Below are 17,942 nucleotides of genomic sequence, written 5' to 3'. Positions count from 1 at the left end.
ATTGTATGCGATTTTTCAACAGGAAATACCGAAAATATTTCAGATTATTTCGCAACAAAGTTGATGATCTTGTTTGGTACATAGATTTCTTTGATGAGGTTCTTGCCTTCAAGGAAGGAAGCAATTCTCTCATCAGCTTTGGCAATCTCAAAAGCCTTTTCTTTCTCACAGCCATTCGGAAGAACTACGGTTCCTCTTACTTTACCGTTTACCTGTACACCGATCTCAATGGTCTTGGCAACAGTTTTGCCCTCATCATATTCCGGCCACGGAGCAACTGCAAGCAGACCCTCGCCTCCCAGGAATTCCCAGATTTCTTCGCAGAGATGTGGAGCAAACGGGCTTAAGAGCTTAACGAAGATCGCAAGGTCTTCTTTGCCGAGGCGTCCTTCTGCTGTGATCTCATTAAGCAGAGTCATCAGGCTGGCGATCGCTGTATTGAATTTCAGGTTCTCAATGTCAGAGGAAACCTTCTTGATGGTACGGTGAAGCTTCATCTCCAGTTCATCAGAAACAGGTTCCTCAGAAAGAATGTCTGTCAGTCCTGCAACACGGTCAAGGAATTTCTTACATCCTTTCACAGAGCTGTCGCTCCACGGAGTTGCTGCGCCGTAATCTCCCATGAACAGTACATAGGTACGAAGAGTATCTGCGCCATATTCTTCTACGATATCAAGCGGGTCTACAACGTTACCTTTGGATTTACTCATCTTGTCTCCATCCGGTCCGAGGATCAGTCCCTGGATGGAACGCTTCGCATATGGTTCCGGTGTGTTGACAACACCCAGATCATACAGGAAATGATGCCAGAATCTGGAGTAGATCATATGTCTGGTAACATGCTCCATACCACCGTTGTACCAGTCAACCGGCATCCAGTATTTCAGCTTGTCCATATCAGCAAGCGCATGGTCATTGTGCGGATCTGTATATCTCAGGAAATACCAGGAAGATCCGGCCCACTGAGGCATGGTATCTGTCTCACGTTTGGCTTTGGCACCACATTTCGGGCAGGTACAGTTTACGAAAGAATCAATCTTGGCAAGTGGTGACTGTCCGTCCTCACCCGGCTCAAAGTCCTTGACATCCGGCAGACGAAGCGGAAGTTCTTCTTCCGGCACTGCAACAACACCACAGTGCGGGCAGTGGATCAGCGGAATCGGCTCACCCCAGTATCTCTGACGGTTGAATGCCCAGTCTTTCATCTTGTACTGGACGCCGGCTTTACCGATGCCTTTCTTCTCAAGTTCTTCCAGCATACGCTCGATAGAATCTTTCTTATTGGTATATCCGTTGAGGAATTCGGAGTTGACCATCTCGCCGTCACCTGTGTAAGCTTCCTTGGTGATGTCGCCGCCTTTGATGACTTCAATGATATCAATGCCGAATTTCTTTGCAAAATCATAGTCACGCTGGTCATGTGCCGGCACTGCCATGATCGCACCTGTACCATACCCCATCATTACATAGTCTGCAATGTAGATCGGGATTTTCTTGCCGTTTACAGGATTGATGCCCTCAAGACCCTGGATGCGTACACCTGTCTTGTCTTTGACAAGCTGAGTTCTCTCGAACTCTGTCTTCTTGGCACACTCATTACGGTATGCTGTGATCTCATCCATGTTTGCGACTTTGTCTTTGTATTTATCGATGATCGGATGCTCCGGTGCGATTACCATGAAGGTAACACCGAACAGGGTATCCGGTCTGGTTGTATAGATCTCCAGTTTCTCATCGATTCCGTCGATGTCAAAGTTTACAAAAGCACCCTTGGACTTGCCAATCCAGTGAACCTGCTGCTGTTTTACGTTCTCAGGATAGTCAACATCATCAAGTCCTTCGAGAAGCTTGTCGGCATACTGAGTGATTCTCAGATACCATACGTCCTTGGATTTCTGTACAACATCACTGTGGCAGATATCGCATTTGCCGCCCTGGCTGTCTTCATTAGAAAGAACAACCTTGCAATGCGGGCAGTAGTTTACGAGAGTTCTGTCTCTGAACACAAGACCCTTCTCAAACATCTTGAGGAAGATCCACTGTGTCCATTTGTAGTAATCTTCATCTGTAGTATCGATCACACGGCTCCAGTCAAAGGAAAATCCAACTTTCTTTAACTGGTTGGAGAATCTCTTGATGTTCTCATCTGTGATCACACGTGGATGCTGTCCTGTCTTGACTGCATAGTTCTCGGTAGGAAGTCCGAATGCATCAAATCCGATCGGAAAAAGTACATTGTATCCTTCCATACGACGTTTTCTGGAAATAACTTCAAGGCTTGAGTATGCTTTAATGTGTCCTACATGCATACCTGCACCACTTGGATATGGAAACTCTACCAGGCCATAGAACTTAGGTTTGTCGCTGTTGTCCTTGGCTTCGAAGACTTTGCTCTCTTCCCATTTCGCCTGCCACTTGGGCTCAATTTTCTTAAAAAAGTATTTCATTTCTATGGTTCCTCCAACATTGTTATCTAAAAACCAATTTTAATTCAATAAACTGCTTTTGTCAATGGCTCTGTTGCAGTACTGAAGCGGCGATATGGAAAAAAATCCTTCGCCCCAGATCAATGAGGCGAAGGACTTTGGTCATTCTGTCGATAATTCTGCTGTCAGATTAGTTACTGTTCACTCCGTTCACAGTAACTTGGTCAAAATCCATTCCATATCACCTTCGGTGATGGGATTTTGCCCCGTATGTCTCGGGATTTTGTCATATACATGACAAAACACCTCGCGGAATATTACCTGTGAACAGTTACTCAGATTATTCTGCTGCATCCAGTTTGCTTGCTCTGGCTTCGATCTCCTTGGCCTGAATATCATTCGGAGCCTGCTCATAGCGTGCGAACTCATAGGAGAAGTCACCGCTTCCGCCGGTCATGGAGCGAAGTGTTGTGGAATATCCATAAATCTCAAGCTGCGGAACGTCCGCTTCAATAATGGTGTTGCCTTCGTGATCCGGATTCATGCCGAGAACACGGCCACGTCTCTTGTTGAGGTCACCCATAACATCACCGGTATATTTATCCGGAACCGTTATCTTCATGCTTACGATTGGCTCAAGAAGTACCGGAGATGCATCCATAAAGCCCTTCTTGAATGCCAGGATCGTTGCCATCTTAAATGCCATCTCGGAAGAGTCTACCGGATGATAGGATCCATCATAAAGAGTTGCCTTAACACCAACTACAGGATAAGCTGCCAGAGGTCCCTTCTGAACGCTTTCCTGAAGTCCCTTCTCAACTGCCGGGAAGTAGTTCTTAGGAACAGCGCCGCCTACAACAACCTGCTCAAATGCATAAGGTGTCTCCAGATCTCCGGATGGTTCGAAACGCATCTTAACATGTCCGTACTGTCCATGTCCGCCGGACTGTTTCTTATGTTTGCCTTCTACATCAGAGTTCTTGCGGATAGTCTCACGGAAAGCTACCTTCGGTTTGGAAAGTTCCACGTCTACTTTATAACGTTCTTTCAGTTTACTTACTACGATATCAAGATGCTGATCGCCCATACCATAGAGTAAAGTCTGTCTGTTGGCAGAGTCATTGACTGCACGGAGAGTCTTGTCCTCGCTCATCATTTTGGCAAGGGCCTGTGCGATCTTGTCCTCATCACCCTTCTTGACTGCCTTATATCTCTTATAAGTATAAGGAGTGGAGATGATAGCCTTCGGATAGAGAACCGGAGCTGCCTTGGTTGCAAGGCTGTCACCGGTCTGTACGCTTGCAAGCTTCGCGATCGCACCGATATCACCAGCATGAAGTTCCGGAACCTCGATCGGCTTGGAGCCCTCGAGAACGTATAATTTATTCAGACGTTCTTCTTCACCCTTCTCAACGTTCAGAAGAGTATCATCGGATTTGATAACACCGGAAACAACTTTAATAAGAGAATATTTACCAAGGAACGGATCTGCGATCGTCTTCCATACATATGCGGATTTCGCTTTGGCAAAGTCATAGTTTGCTTCAAAGATCTCATTGGTCTTCTGAGAAATACCGTTGCAGGAACGCTTGTCCGGACTCGGGAAATATCCGCAGATATCATCGAGAAGGTTGGATACACCGCGCAGGTTGATCGGAGATCCCATGCATACCGGAACGATGCTTGCATCCTGTACATTCGTTGCAAGAGCTGCAGAAACTTCTGTTACGGAGAAAGTATCTCCCTCGAAATAACGGTCCATGAACTCTTCACTCGTCTCAGCAACAGATTCCATCAGAGTTTCATGATATTTCTCAAGGTATTCTTCCAGATATTCCGGAACATCGCAAGGCTCCTTGCCTGCTTTGTCGATATATCTTCGGCCGGCCTGCTTCACAACATTCACATAGCCGACAAACTTGCCATCCTCACGGATCGGGAAATGCAGAGGTGCGATCTTCTTGCCGTAAAGCTCAGTAAGCTCCTCTACTACCTTACGATAGCTGACATCGTCCACGTCCATATCTGTTACAAAAATCATACGAGGTAATTTATATTTCTCGCAGAGATTCCATGCCTTCTGTGTACCGACCTGAACTCCAGCCTTACCGGAAACAACGATGATGGCTGCATCTGCTGCACTTACCGCTTCCTCTACTTCTCCTACAAAGTCAAAATAACCAGGAGTATCCAGGATATTGATCTTCACCTTATCCCACGGAACCGGGATCACAGATGTGGAGATTGAAAACTTTCTCTTAATCTCCTCCTTATCAAAATCGCTGACGGTATTTCCATCTTCTACTCTGCCAAGACGACTTGTCATTCCTGCCAGATATGCCATTGCCTCTGCTAATGTGGTCTTGCCGGATCCTCCGTGACCCAAAAGAACCACATTGCGAATTCGGTCAGTTCTATAAACGTCCATATGTAATACCTCCCTGTATGTCTGATATGTCCATATTTTACTAAAATTCTTTCAACTTTTCAAGTATTTTATGTAATTTTAACAACTTTTTTTGAGCTATTTTTGCAATTATTCATCGAATTCACCTATTTTATAGCTTTATTTGACATTTTTCATCGTATCTTTTAAAATAAGTACATAGTTTTGTCTATAAATAGACTCGGAAAGGATACAGACATCATGAAAACCATCAGTTTTATCGGGCTTGGCCTGATCGGAGGATCTATTGCAAAAACGATCCGCAAGTTTCATCCGGATTACCACATCCTCGCATATGCAAAACACAAGGAAACTCTGGCTGCCGCACTGAACTGCGGTGCCATTGACGGCGTACTGGAAGAGAAAGATGACCGTTATCGCAGCTGCGACTATATTTTTCTCTGTGCTCCGGTAGAATATAATATCGAATACCTTAAATACCTCAAGGATATCATAAAGGACGGATGCATCATCACAGATGCCGGAAGTGTCAAGGGACCGATCCACAAGGCAGTCGAGGAGCTTGGCATGGAAAACTGCTTTATCGGCGGACATCCCATGGCTGGTTCCGAACGTTCCGGATTTGAGTATTCCTCAGATCATCTTCTCGAAAATGCTTACTATATCCTGACGCCAGGCGGACAGATTCCTCTCGAAAAGATCACCGAATTTTCTGAACTAATCGACTCTCTTGGTTCGATCCCGATGGTCCTCACCTGTGAAGAACACGATTTCATCACCGCCGGTGTCAGCCATCTCCCACATATCATCGCGTCCACACTGGTAAATCTTGTCAGGGAACTGGATAATGACGCTGAATACATGAAGACGATCGCAGCAGGAGGTTTTCGTGATATCACCCGTATTGCCTCCTCCTCTCCGGTTATGTGGGAACAGATCTGCCTCGAGAATCATGAGAATATCTCCCATGTGCTTGACGAATACATCAAGATGCTGATCCAGGCCCGCTGTTCCGTTGACAATCTGGAGGCAGAAACTCTCTATGATATGTTTGCAAATTCCAGAGATTACCGTGACTCCATCGACACAACTTCTTCCGGCCTTATCAACAAGACCTATGTTCTTTATATTGATATTGTCGATGAAGCAGGTGGAATTGCCACAATTGCCACAATCCTTGCTATGGAGGGAATCAGTATCAAGAACATCGGCATCATCCACAACCGTGAATTTGAACAGGGTGTCCTGAAGATTGAATTCTATGAGGAAGATGCCATGAAACGCGGAACTGCACTTCTTAAGAAGCGAAATTATATTGTATACGAACGGTAGGTTGATCATAATAATGGAAATCAAAAAACAGACAAACTTAAAAGGAACCCTGACTGTTCCCGGTGACAAGTCAATTTCTCACCGGGCAGTCATGTTTGGCTCACTTGCCCGAGGCACAACCAGAATCTCTCATTTTCTTGAGGGCGCTGACTGTCTTTCTACAATCTCCTGTTTCCGCAAAATGGGAATCGAGATAGATCGCAATAAAGATGAGATTCTTGTACACGGCAGAGGGCTTCACGGCCTCACAGCCCCGACTGAAATCCTTGACGTCGGCAACAGCGGAACTACGACCCGACTGATCTCCGGAATCCTTGCCGGACAGACTTTCACCTCCGAACTGGACGGAGATGATTCGATCCGTACCCGTCCGATGAAACGCATCATGACACCTCTGGCCTCCATGGGAGCCGATATCACAAGCAGGCTTGATAACGGCTGTGCACCGCTTATCATCCACGGCAGACCACTTCACGCCGCTCATTATGATTCACCGGTCGCTTCCGCACAGGTCAAATCCTGCGTCCTGCTTGCCGGTATGTATGCCGATGGGATCACCAGCGTGACGGAACCGTTTCTTTCCCGAAACCATACAGAGATCATGCTGAATTATTTCGGTGCAGAAATCACTTCTGAAGGAACCACGGCATCCATCAGACCGGAACCTGTTCTGGAAGGAAGAGACATTCAGGTGCCTGGTGATATTTCTTCTGCCGCCTACTTTATCGCAGCCGGTCTTCTGACTCCGGGAAGCGAGATCCTGCTTAAGAATGTAGGGATCAATCCGACCAGAGCCGGAATTATAAAGGTCTGCATGGATATGGGTGCTGATATCACTCTCCTCAATGAGAGTACAGAGGGCGAACCGACCGCCGATCTTCTGATTCGCACCAGTTCCCTTAAAGGAACGACCATCGAGGGAAGCATCATCCCGACATTGATCGATGAGATTCCGATGATCGCTGTCATGGCCGCTTTTGCCGAAGGTACCACCATTATCCGCGATGCCCAGGAACTCAAAGTCAAGGAATCTGACCGTATTGCTGTCATGGTTGACAACCTCAGACGCATGGGGGCTGATATTGAAGGAACGGATGACGGCATGATCATCCACGGCGGACGTCCACTCCACGGTGCAGTGATCGATTCTCATCTTGATCATCGTATTGCCATGAGCTTTGCTGTAGCCGGAACGATCTGTGACGGCACTGTAGAAATTCTGAACGGAGAATGTGTCAACATCTCCTATCCGGAATTTTATCAGGATCTTTATAGCTTAGATTCAAGTAGAATATAATAAGCAACTGCACACAATTAAAACTGCTGTTTCCATGATTTACTTTCATGCAGACAGCAGTTTTTTTGTTATTTACGTATACACTTCTTCTCCCCGGGCATTCTAAAACAGAATCTGAAAATCATCCACATCCAGGGAGGAATGCAATAATGAAAATATTATTTTATGGTGCAAGAGATTATGACCAGAGATTTTTTGATAAACTGAAACCGGAGCATCCTGATATCGACATTACTTTTATTGAAGCAAATCTCTACGCAGAGACTGCTTCCCTCGCCGCCGATTACGATGGGATCTGCGCTTTTGTAAACGCAGACCTTGGAACAGAAGTGATCGAAGAACTCGCACATCAGGGTATCCGTCTGATCCTGATGCGCTGTGCCGGTTATAATAATGTAGATCTCAAAACTGCTGCTGAATGCGACATCAAAGTCCTCCGCGTTCCCGGTTATTCTCCGGAAGCGGTCGCCGAGCTTGCGATGGCTCTCGTTCTCACCGCCAACCGTCATACCCACAAAGCTTATATCAAATGCCGGGAAAACAATTTTTCCCTCAATGGTCTCATGGGAGTGAACCTGTATAAAAAAACAGCCGGGATCGTCGGAACCGGCAAGATCGGGCTTGCCATGGCGCATATCTGCCGCGGTTTTGGCATGAACCTACTCGCCTATGACCTGTACCCGGACAAAACGCAGACAGATCTTACGTATGTTCCTCTTGAAACGCTTCTTTCTTCCAGTGACCTGATCAGCCTGCACTGCCCGCTCACGCCGGACACTTACCATATGATCAGTAAAGAAAGCATCTCCCGGATGAAAGACGGTGTCATTCTCGTAAACACCTCTCGCGGCGGCCTGATCTGCACTGAAGACCTGATCGCAGGTATCCGGGATCATAAGTTTTTTGCAGTAGGGCTTGATGTCTATGAGGAAGAATCTGATTTTGTCTATGAAGACATGTCCGAGCATATCCTCAAAACCTCTACCGTGCAGAGACTGCTCTCTTTCCCGAACGTTGCGCTCACTTCCCATCAGGGATTTTTTACAGAGGAAGCGCTTACCAATATCGCTGAGACGACACTTGAGAATGCTGAGGCTTTCCGCACAGGGAAAGAACTCAGAAACGAAGTGCATATTTAACCAAATCAGGTAAGTCCCCTCTTCAATTGCGAAAAACAATAAACAGTGAGTGGGAACTTGCTTGTATCAGGATTTCTCGTATGCTTCTCTCAGAGTCCGAATCTCTGCTGCCCATCCTTCATCATCATTCGGCGTTTCGAGAATGAATGGAATTCCCTCCAGGCACGGATGACGGATCACCCTTACCAGTGCTTCCAGCCCGATTCTTCCCTCGCCGATCCTTGCATGGCGGTCTTTGTGGCTGCCAAGGTCGTTCAGGCTGTCATTTAAGTGAATGGCTTTTAATTTCTCAAGCCCGATGATCCGGTCAAATTCTTCAAGGACACCATCGAGATTATTTACGATGTCATAGCCTCCATCCCAGACATGGCAGGTATCCAGACAGATTCCCATCTTGTCCTTCTTTTCTACCAGGTCGAGGATCTGACGGAGTTCTTCGAAATTTCTTCCTATCTCCGTCCCCTTGCCGGACATCGTTTCAAGAAGCACCGTTGTGGTCTGTTCTTCGGTCAGCACCTCATTCAGCATTTCTGCGATCATGCGGACTCCTGCTTCTGCTCCCTGTCCTACATGGCTTCCCGGATGAAAATTATAATAATTTCCCGGCGTCCATTCCATGCGCTTCAGGTCATCTGCCATCGTCTCTCTGGCAAATTCCCGGATGTTTTCCTTTTCCGAACATCCATTTAATACGTATGGTGCATGTGCCACGATCTTCCCAAATTTATATTCCTCTGTCAGTTCCAGAAATTTACGCACATCCTCCGGATCGATCTCCTTCGCCCGTCCGCCTCTTGGATTTCTGGTAAAAAATGCAAACGCATTTCCCCCGTTTGCGATCATCTGGCGTGCCATCCTGGTATAGCCTTTGGATGAAGTTGTGTGGTTTCCAATATATAATGGACTTTTTGCTGTACTCATAAAAATCTCCTTTTTTCTTAGCATCTGCGGACCGTTCCGCTTCTATCCTTTGATTATACAAAAAAAATCAAAAACTGCAAACATATTGACGAATTGTATAAAATTCCCTATACTTTTTATAAACAAAAAAATACATAAAACAAGGAGTTTCCCATGCCGCCAAAAAAGAAAAAACACAAAAAACGTGCGTACAAAAAATCCCGCTACTACCGCAGAAGGCAGCAGATCACCGAACGTCTTCTCATAGGCTGCGGTGCCGTTCTTATCCTGCTGCTTCTTATCATCCTGGTCCGTGGCTGTTCTGCACGCAAAAATGGTGCCATTAAGACAAACGCCTCAGCAAAATCGCAGGATGAGACTTCCGCCTCAGATGCAGACCTCACGCCAACACCAACCATGGCTCCGGTATCGCTGACCGTCAGTGTCGTAGGTGACTGTACGCTCGGTACAGACGAAAACTTTGACTACGATACCAGTCTTAATGCTTATTATGAAAATTATGGAGCAGATTATTTCTTCTCCAATGTGAAGAGCATTTTTTCCGCAGATGATCTGACGATTGCCAACTTTGAAGGAACTCTTACAGATTCTGAGGATCGCGAGGACAAGGAGTATGCCTTCAAGGCTCCTGCTGAATATGCCGGCATTCTTACCTCCGGTTCTGTCGAAGCTGTCAACACTGCCAACAACCACAGCCACGATTATGGAAATCAGGGCTATGAGGATACCATCTCCGCACTCGACAGTGCAGGAATCCTGAATTTCGGATATGATAAGACGCTTGTGACAGAAGTCAAAGGGATCAAGGTCGGACTGGTTGGAATCTATGAATTAAAGGATCACCTTGAACGAAAGGAACAGCTCAAACAGAACATCGCCAAGGTAAAGGCTGAGGGTGCACAGATCACGATCGTGATCTTCCACTGGGGAAATGAAAAAGAAGAAGTCCCTGACAGCAATCAGACCACTCTCGCTCACCTTGCTATTGATGAAGGAGCCGATCTGGTATGCGGGCATCATCCGCATGTGCTTCAGGGAATTGAAGAATATAAAGGAAAGAATATTGTTTACAGTCTTGGAAACTTCTGCTTTGGTGGAAATCAGTATCCGAGTGATATGGATACCATGATCTTCCAGCAGACCTTCACTGTAGATCAAAACGGAGTAAAAGCGGACAATGTCACCAACATCATCCCCTGCTCTGTCTCCTCTGATTCGGATTACAACAATTATCAGCCAACTCCCGCCGAAGGTGACGAGGCAGCACGTATTCTCAATAAGATCCAGGAACGTACTGCTATGATCACCGGCGGCGCGACATCATCTTCTGACAGTTCCGATTCTTCGGCAGAAGACATTGAAGATTCCTCAGAGGATTCTTACGACGATTCCAGCTATGATGAAGAATCCGATTCCTATGATGACTCGTATTATGATGAGTCCTATGACGATTCTTATGATGATTCCTACAGCGATTACGACGAAGATACTTCTTACGATGATTCTTATGATTACAGTTATGATGAAGAATAGGTACTATCTGCAGTAACCTCATCAAAACCCCGGAATCCCGGAGATTCAGGGTGCCTGACGGATATATTCCGTAAGCACTCTGATCTCCGGGATTCCTTTTACTGTGTCAAGAAGTTCCTGCAGGAAATCCATCACCAGAGGAGCTGCATTCCGCTGGTCTCTCATGATCGCATAACATGTACGATATTCCGGACCATTCTCCAGCGCTACAATGCGGCATTCTCCCTCCTGAGAGAGTTTCTTTCCTATTGTTGCCGGCATGATTGCCCATGTTTTTTCGAGATCAAGGAGCTGACGCAAAAGTGCCATATTGTCGAGTGATACTTTTACTTCGGAATTATTTCCGAACCAGTAATCATGCCACATGATAAAAGAATCACTCCATGGAATATAGATCTCATCCTCGCTTTTCAGACGGGAAGGCAGGATTCCATCCTCATACGCAGTATCTTTGCTGCAGACCAGGACCAGTTTTTCTTCAAAAAGCGGCACCGTCTGCACTTTTTTGAAAAAATGTGGATTTGTGATCAGCCCCATGTCTACTTCTTTGTTCTCCACAGCTTTATAGGACACATTGGAACGCATGGTATTGATATGCAGACTGCAGTTTTTATGTTTCTCAAGGAAACTGCCGATGATCTGCGGCATAAAATAAAAATTCAGGCTGTCCACATTTGCAATCTGCAGAATGTCCGACGGTTTTTCATTCTGTATCTGACTTGTCTCCAGCCAAAGCTGCTCCCATTTACGCGCAAGAGGCACAAAACGCTTTCCTGCATCTGTGAGTTCCAGTGTGCGGGCACCTTTTTTGCGGATAACAAGTTCTGTTCCAAGTTCTTCCTCCAGAGCAGACAGACGATGGCTCAGTGCAGGCTGTGAGACGAACAAAACTTCTGCTGCCTTAGACAATGATGAACTGGATACAATTGTGAGAAATGTATGGATATCTGTGTAATTCAATTCAAACTCCTCCTTTTGTGACAGTATATGCATACGCTCAGAGCGTTGTCTCAGTCGAGAATAATACCTGTAGAGTTACTGTTCACTCCGTTCACAGTATCTGTGAACTACCTATAAATTCTTTTTATATTATATAGATAAAATATCGAATTTACAATATAATATTTTGATACTATAATATGCACAGATTAAGAAAGATAGGAATGATTTACATGGATAAGGCAATCCTTGAACGCCGGTTACATTTGACCGTAACTTTTATCGGTGGTTTTATGGGATGTTATGCAATTTTCAACCGTTGTGATGTTTTTGGTTCTGCACAGACCGGAAACCTGATCTCATTCGTTATGGATCTCACCGGACACTCTGATCCGCATATGTTTTTTCGTTTCTCAGCATTGCTGATCTACATTTTCGCGATGGTTGCGACCGTTTTTCTCTCACACAAGCTGCAGAAGACCACTCTGAAATTCGTCAGTCTTCTGATTGATGCCCTGGCTTTTCTCCTTCTCGGATTTCTTCCGGAGGATATGGATCCTTTCATTGCACTGTATCCTGTTTTTTTTGCCACGGCATTTCAGTGGTGTTCCTTCAAAGGTGCAGATGGATTCAACAGTTCCTGCATCTTCTGCACCAACAATCTCCGTCAGTGCACGACAGGATTTGCAGAATACCTTTACAGCAAAGACTCCGAGGCACTTCGAAGGGGAATTTTTTATGGAAAAGTACTTCTTTCTTTTTATCTGGGAGTTGCAGTATGTTTCCTGTTCTGTCAGAGATTTCATCTCACAGGTGCATGGGCAGGACTTCTCCCTGTATGTGCTGCACTTGTACTCGTCAATGAAGAACGCGTTCTTTCCAGAGAGAAAGAGACAGAAAAAGAAGAGGTTCTCAGGATTCACGCCTGAGAGCCTCTTTTTTGTATTACCGACTTATTATGCTGCCGGCTCCTCTGCTGTTGTATCTGGTGCGCTGTCCTCAACCGCTGACTCCATAGTCATGAGAAGTCCATCTGCCAGTTCCTGTGGAACACCAGCCTTCTTCAGATTCTCTGCAAGAACAGTCCAGTCCGCATTTGTGAGATATTCTGTCATAGCTTCCTGATCGTCTGCTGTATAAACGTTTCCAAAATTCTTGAGATCCGGAATTTCTGCTCCCTGACCATAGCCGCCTGTCAGAGAAAGCGTTCCAAGTGATACTCCAGATGTCACTAATGAAAGATCAAGTGTGCTTGTTTCAGCAGATGCGTCAGAATTCATGTTAATTACGGCACTGAAGCCATTCAGCATATTGGATACAGCAGCATCTCCACTGTCTTCAGATGTGCTTTCCGGGAAAGAAACGGTAAAGGTTCCGTTATAATATCCCGGTTTTTCCGGCTTGAGCTCAAGATTTTCCACCTTGATATCAAGTGTCTCTGTTCCATCCACTGCAAAGATATAATCTCCATTTAAGAGTCCGTCAGCCGATGTTCCGCTTCCTGTAAGTGTCAGGTGACTGTCATCTGCGCCAACTTCCAGAAGAAGTGCTGTCTTTCCATCCTGTGAAGGTGTTTTCAGAGTAAATATCGGTTCGTAATCTGCTCCGTCGACAATTCCTATCTCACGTCCGACAATCTTATTTTCTCCATTTACCCAGATTTTCTCAGAAAAATCCTCTGTACTTTCACTGCCGTCCGTTTCTGCTGACTTCATATCCTCTAGCAGTTTCTCGACTGCCGACTGATATTCCGTATACTGATCTTCACTGGAATATCCGTTCTCTGTCCAGTGGTCAAAAAGACCCTTGATCTCTGCGTCATCCTTAGCCGATACAAGAATATTCTCAAGCATGGTCCGGGCAGCAGCCCCTGTGATCTTTCCTTCGTATACCGTGCAGTCTTCACCGATACCTTCTACAGAAACATTCTCCTCAACAGTACTCCCCTCTTCCACGCTGTCAATCACAAGTGTTCCATAACGGTCAAGAAGCGTTCTGGTTGTCTCCGCATCCGGCAGGGCAGAACCCAGATCTGATAACACATTCATATAAGTCTGCATGATTTCCTGTGATTCACCATTCATTTCATCCGCCGTCTTAACTGCAATATATGCATCAGAAATCTCCGGAACCTGAATGTACTGCGTCATCTCTGCCATATCCTGATATATATTCAGATCACAGATCTTTTCTCCATTCAGAAGAATGGTCGAATCAATCGCCTCTATTCCGTCTTTTACAGAAATATCCATATCCATTTTCAGATCCTGTAACCACGTCAGATCTTCCTGTCCAAGCATGGAGCCAATAATTGCCTTGCCGGTATCTTCTACCTTAAGCGTCAGCGTTCCCTTTGAGCCCTGCAGAGATCTGTTCACATCCTGCGCATATCCATCAATTGCCCCCGCAACTGATTCTGTAAGTGTCTGAAGAGATGCCCTGGCTGTCTCCTGATAGGAACCAGCAGCCCATACATTACTTCCTCCCGCCAAGATCATCGAAGAACTCATTGCCACAGCTGCGGTCTTTTTAAGAATATTTCTTCCTCGATTCATACTCGAAACCCTCCTGTCTTTAAAAAATTGTAACTGTTCAACACTTTCACAGTTACTAAAAAACAATATATCAGATGATTATATCTTATCATATTTTTCGACACCATACAACCAATTTCGCGTGAATATTCTGAATTTTTACAGTAATATATTTTGTTCACAGGTAACAGTGATCTAACCACTCTGATTTTTGTTTGTTGGTTGACTTTTTTTCTTCCGACTGTTATTCTTGAAACAAAAAAGGAAGTACATTCTATGACAGAAGAAGAAATAAAAAAACAAATTGAAATTCAACGAAATTATTTTTACACAGGAGCAACCCTCCCTGTAAAAGGTCGGATAGAAGTCCTCAAAAAATTAAAGGAGTATATCGTGGGACATGAAAAAGAGATACACGATGCCCTCCATGAAGACCTTGGCAAAAGCTCTTTTGAGAGCTATATGTGCGAAACGGGACTCGTCTTAAGTGAGCTGACACACATGATCCAGCACATCGAAGAATACGCTGAGGAACAGGATGTCCACACGCCGATCTCCCAGTTTGCCGCCCGCAGTTATAAGAAACCAGTCCCCTATGGTGTGGTTCTCATCATGAGTCCGTGGAATTATCCATTTCTCCTTTCCCTTGACCCTCTGATCGATGCACTGGCTGCCGGAAATACTGTGATTCTTAAGCCCAGTGCCTACTCACCATCCACGACGGCAATGATTGAAACTCTTGTCAGGGACTGCTTTGAACCAGAACTTGTCTCAGTTGTCACCGGCGGTCGCGAAGAAAACACCTGTCTGCTCAATCAGCATTTCGATTATATTTTCTTTACCGGAAGCCAGAACGTCGGCAAAGAAGTTATGGCAAAGGCAAGTCAGTTCCTCACTCCTGTCACTCTGGAACTCGGTGGCAAAAGCCCCTGTATCGTGGATCGTAAATGCAATCTGAAACTTGCTGCCCGCAGGATTGTTTTTGGAAAATTTCTTAACTGCGGCCAGACCTGTGTCGCTCCTGATTACATCTATTGTGACCGCAAGATCAAGGATCGTCTTGTAAAGCATCTGATCCGGCAAATCCGCCGGCAGTATTCGGAAACACCTCTTCAGAATCCAAATTATGGAAAAATCATCAATGAAAAGCATTTTCACAGACTCTGTGATCTGATCACCTCCGGAAAAGTATCCTATGGCGGAGCTTCCGATCCGGATACGCTTCGCATTGAGCCGACGATTCTTGACTCTGTCTCCTTTGATGATCCGGTGATGCAGCAGGAGATTTTTGGTCCGATCCTTCCAATTATAACTTATGATTCTATGAATGAGGTTATTCCAAAGATCAACTCCATGTCTCATCCTCTCGCACTTTATATTTTTACTTCCCGGCGAAAAACTGCCCGGAAATTTATGGAGCAGTGCAGTTTCGGAGGCGGATGTATCAACGATACTCTGATCCATCTTGCAACTTCTGAAATGGGATTCGGTGGTTTTGGTGAAAGTGGAATGGGTGCTTATCACGGTGAAGAAGGATTTCGGACCTTCTCACATTACAAGAGCATCGTAAACAAAAAAACCTGGATCGATCTTTCCATGCGCTACCAGCCATATACACCACGCAACGAAAAACTGCTGCGAAAATTCCTGAAATAAGTCGTAACTGTTCCGTACCCTCACAGTTACGAGTCAAAATGCATTCCAAATCACCTTCGGTGATGGCATTTTGCCTTATATGTCTCGGGATTTTGGCAAAAAACATGCCAAAACACCTCGCGGGATACTACCTTCTGAATAGTTACAATAAGTCAAAGAATATGACGGACTTAAATAGTCCGTCATAAATTCAGAATGATTTTGTGTACTTTTTTCCTTACAAAATAATAACAGATTACCTGCAGGATGATTGTGATGATCCAGGATACCGGATAGGAGATAAAGAGGAAACTTAAGCTTCGGTGATGCGGGAACAATCCAAAGATCCACACAATACGTGTTCCTACTGTACCAATAATAGAAAGGATCATCGGCACGCCAGACCGTCCCATTCCACGAAGTGCACCCGGAATCAGATCCATGATGCCGCAGCAGAAATACGGGATCGTTGTGTAGGCAAGAATCTCAATGCCACACTGGATAACCTTCGGATCACTGGTATACAGGCGGAGTAATTTATCACCAAAGAAATACGCCCCGCATCCTAAGGTAAATGAGACTGCAAAGGACAAAATAACACAATCCAGAAGGACTTTGTCCATACGTTTCGTCTTACGTACACCATAGTTCTGGCTTGTAAAGCTCATACAGGACTGTGTAACAGCATTCACCGAAACATACAAAAATCCAAAAATATTATTCGCAGCTGTATATCCTGCCATGGCAATCGAACCAAAAGAATTTACAGAGGACTGCAGTAACGCATTGGAAATATTGATCACTGTACTCTGGATTCCCGCCGGAATTCCTACCTGAAAAATCTGACGCAGATAGTAGCCTTTTATAGTCAGCTTTGAAAATCTGAGCTGATAACTTCCCTCTGAGCAATGCAGGCAGCGTAATACAAGTATGCAGGAAATACCCTGTGAAATTACCGTTCCGATCGCGACACCTGCCACTCCCATATGAAACACAATAACGAGAAGCATATTGATTCCTGCATTTGCAAGTCCCGATATGATCAGATAGAACAGAGGACGTTTGGTATCTCCCACCGCCCTTAAAACAGCTGCACCATAATTGTACAGCATGAAAAACGGCATTCCAAGAAAGTAAATACGCATATACAGTGTTGAATGATCAATAACATTATCCGGTGTACCCATAATTTCAAGTGCCAGCCTGGAAAAAATCAGTCCGGCAAACGCCATGATGACACCACTGATCAGTGCAAGTGTGATCGCAGTATGCACTGTTTCAGACATTTCTTTATGTTTACCTGAAGCATAGAATCGTGCAGCGAGCACATTCGCTCCAAGAGATATTCCGATAAATAAATTTGTAAATACAGCAATCAGAGCGGTGGTCGATCCGACTGCCGCCAGTGCTTCACTTCCCGAAAACTGCCCTACAACAATGATATCTACAGCATTAAACATTAGCTGTAAAATTCCGGAAAGCATCAGAGGCATCGAAAACGAAATCAGCTTATCCATGATTGTGCCATTGCACATATCAATCTCATATTTGTTATTCTTCAAAACCACTTCCCCCAGACGATAAGAATAAAAATATTAGTTACGTTAAAAGAACCCCATGGCATGATTTCTCATACCACGAGGTTCGGTATTACTCTGTTTGGACACGATATATAAATCTATGATTTATATGATTCAAGAACGATATGTTCTTAATGGTTTTTCTGTTATGGGACAAAACCACTTATCCTCCCAAGGGGTAAATCCCACAACCTCCAAA

At 45.1% G+C, this 17,942-nt stretch carries 12 protein-coding genes; 6 read left to right on the top strand and 6 right to left on the bottom strand.

What is annotated here, in order from left to right:
• Positions 1 to 44: 44 nt before the first annotated feature.
• Positions 45 to 2,447, bottom strand: a complete 2,403-nt coding sequence (gene leuS / locus LIR34_RS02255) for a leucine--tRNA ligase (protein ID WP_161286086.1) — start codon at positions 2,445 to 2,447, stop codon at positions 45 to 47.
• A 319-nt stretch (positions 2,448 to 2,766) separates the two neighbouring features.
• Positions 2,767 to 4,854, bottom strand: a complete 2,088-nt coding sequence (locus LIR34_RS02250) for an elongation factor G (protein ID WP_173902002.1) — start codon at positions 4,852 to 4,854, stop codon at positions 2,767 to 2,769.
• A 219-nt stretch (positions 4,855 to 5,073) separates the two neighbouring features.
• On the opposite strand from LIR34_RS02250, the gene LIR34_RS02245 reads away from it, so the two are divergent.
• The 3 genes from LIR34_RS02245 to LIR34_RS02235 all read left to right on the top strand — a co-directional run bounded on the left by LIR34_RS02245 (position 5,074) and on the right by LIR34_RS02235 (position 8,601).
• Positions 5,074 to 6,165 carry a prephenate dehydrogenase gene (locus LIR34_RS02245; RefSeq protein ID WP_173902003.1) on the top strand — a complete coding sequence of 364 codons (1,092 nt, stop codon included), beginning with the start codon at positions 5,074 to 5,076 and terminating at the stop codon, positions 6,163 to 6,165.
• A gap of 13 nt (positions 6,166 to 6,178) precedes the next feature.
• Entirely contained in the window at positions 6,179 to 7,462 is a 1,284-nt protein-coding gene (gene aroA / locus LIR34_RS02240) for a 3-phosphoshikimate 1-carboxyvinyltransferase (RefSeq protein ID WP_173902004.1), read from the top strand.
• 149 nt (positions 7,463 to 7,611) lie between these two features.
• Positions 7,612 to 8,601 carry a 2-hydroxyacid dehydrogenase gene (locus LIR34_RS02235; RefSeq protein WP_173902005.1) on the top strand — a complete coding sequence of 330 codons (990 nt, stop codon included), beginning with the start codon at positions 7,612 to 7,614 and terminating at the stop codon, positions 8,599 to 8,601.
• Positions 8,602 to 8,667: 66 nt separating this feature from the next.
• Here LIR34_RS02235 and LIR34_RS02230 read toward each other — a convergent pair whose 3' ends face one another.
• Entirely contained in the window at positions 8,668 to 9,522 is an 855-nt protein-coding gene (locus LIR34_RS02230) for a deoxyribonuclease IV (protein ID WP_173902006.1), read from the bottom strand.
• Between the two features lie 153 nt (positions 9,523 to 9,675).
• On the opposite strand from LIR34_RS02230, the gene LIR34_RS02225 reads away from it, so the two are divergent.
• A complete protein-coding gene (locus tag LIR34_RS02225; RefSeq protein ID WP_173902007.1) occupies positions 9,676 to 11,055 on the top strand; it encodes a CapA family protein in 1,380 nt (459 codons plus the stop codon).
• Between the two features lie 45 nt (positions 11,056 to 11,100).
• Here the strand turns inward: LIR34_RS02225 and LIR34_RS02220 are convergent, their stop codons facing one another.
• Positions 11,101 to 12,015, bottom strand: coding sequence for a LysR family transcriptional regulator (locus tag LIR34_RS02220; protein ID WP_173902008.1), 915 nt, complete (start codon positions 12,013 to 12,015; stop codon positions 11,101 to 11,103).
• Between the two features lie 212 nt (positions 12,016 to 12,227).
• Here LIR34_RS02220 and LIR34_RS02215 point away from each other — a divergent pair, with 212 nt between their 5' ends.
• Complete coding sequence (locus tag LIR34_RS02215; protein ID WP_173902018.1) at positions 12,228 to 12,923, top strand: YoaK family protein; 696 nt, start codon at positions 12,228 to 12,230, stop codon at positions 12,921 to 12,923.
• Positions 12,924 to 12,950: 27 nt separating this feature from the next.
• On the opposite strand, the gene LIR34_RS02210 is transcribed toward LIR34_RS02215, so the two are convergent.
• A complete protein-coding gene (locus LIR34_RS02210) occupies positions 12,951 to 14,549 on the bottom strand; it encodes a hypothetical protein (protein ID WP_173902009.1) in 1,599 nt (532 codons plus the stop codon).
• A 225-nt stretch (positions 14,550 to 14,774) separates the two neighbouring features.
• Here LIR34_RS02210 and LIR34_RS02205 point away from each other — a divergent pair, with 225 nt between their 5' ends.
• A complete protein-coding gene (locus LIR34_RS02205) occupies positions 14,775 to 16,184 on the top strand; it encodes an aldehyde dehydrogenase (RefSeq protein WP_265107699.1) in 1,410 nt (469 codons plus the stop codon).
• Positions 16,185 to 16,366: 182 nt separating this feature from the next.
• On the opposite strand, the gene LIR34_RS02200 is transcribed toward LIR34_RS02205, so the two are convergent.
• On the bottom strand, positions 16,367 to 17,698 hold the full coding sequence (locus LIR34_RS02200; RefSeq protein WP_173902019.1) for an MATE family efflux transporter: 1,332 nt from the start codon (positions 17,696 to 17,698) through the stop codon (positions 16,367 to 16,369).
• Positions 17,699 to 17,942: the final 244 nt, after the last annotated feature.

It is taken from the genome of Blautia sp. MSK17_66, from assembly GCF_020538025.1.
In the GTDB taxonomy this organism is placed as follows: domain Bacteria; phylum Bacillota; class Clostridia; order Lachnospirales; family Lachnospiraceae; genus Blautia_A.
The sequence above is the reverse complement of the archived record's forward strand: the minus strand, read 5'-3'. Positions and strand labels throughout refer to the sequence as shown.

What these genes read in the sequence shown, in the direction of transcription:
- leuS (WP_161286086.1), bottom strand. Translation starts at nt 2,447, where the DNA reads ATGAAATACTTTTTTAAGAAAATTGAGCCCAAGTGGCAGGCGAAATGG.
- LIR34_RS02250 (WP_173902002.1), bottom strand. Translation starts at nt 4,854, where the DNA reads ATGGACGTTTATAGAACTGACCGAATTCGCAATGTGGTTCTTTTGGGT.
- LIR34_RS02245 (WP_173902003.1), top strand. Translation starts at nt 5,074, where the DNA reads ATGAAAACCATCAGTTTTATCGGGCTTGGCCTGATCGGAGGATCTATT.
- aroA (WP_173902004.1), top strand. Translation starts at nt 6,179, where the DNA reads ATGGAAATCAAAAAACAGACAAACTTAAAAGGAACCCTGACTGTTCCC.
- LIR34_RS02235 (WP_173902005.1), top strand. Translation starts at nt 7,612, where the DNA reads ATGAAAATATTATTTTATGGTGCAAGAGATTATGACCAGAGATTTTTT.
- LIR34_RS02230 (WP_173902006.1), bottom strand. Translation starts at nt 9,522, where the DNA reads ATGAGTACAGCAAAAAGTCCATTATATATTGGAAACCACACAACTTCA.
- LIR34_RS02225 (WP_173902007.1), top strand. Translation starts at nt 9,676, where the DNA reads ATGCCGCCAAAAAAGAAAAAACACAAAAAACGTGCGTACAAAAAATCC.
- LIR34_RS02215 (WP_173902018.1), top strand. Translation starts at nt 12,228, where the DNA reads ATGGATAAGGCAATCCTTGAACGCCGGTTACATTTGACCGTAACTTTT.
- LIR34_RS02210 (WP_173902009.1), bottom strand. Translation starts at nt 14,549, where the DNA reads ATGAATCGAGGAAGAAATATTCTTAAAAAGACCGCAGCTGTGGCAATG.
- LIR34_RS02200 (WP_173902019.1), bottom strand. Translation starts at nt 17,698, where the DNA reads ATGTGCAATGGCACAATCATGGATAAGCTGATTTCGTTTTCGATGCCT.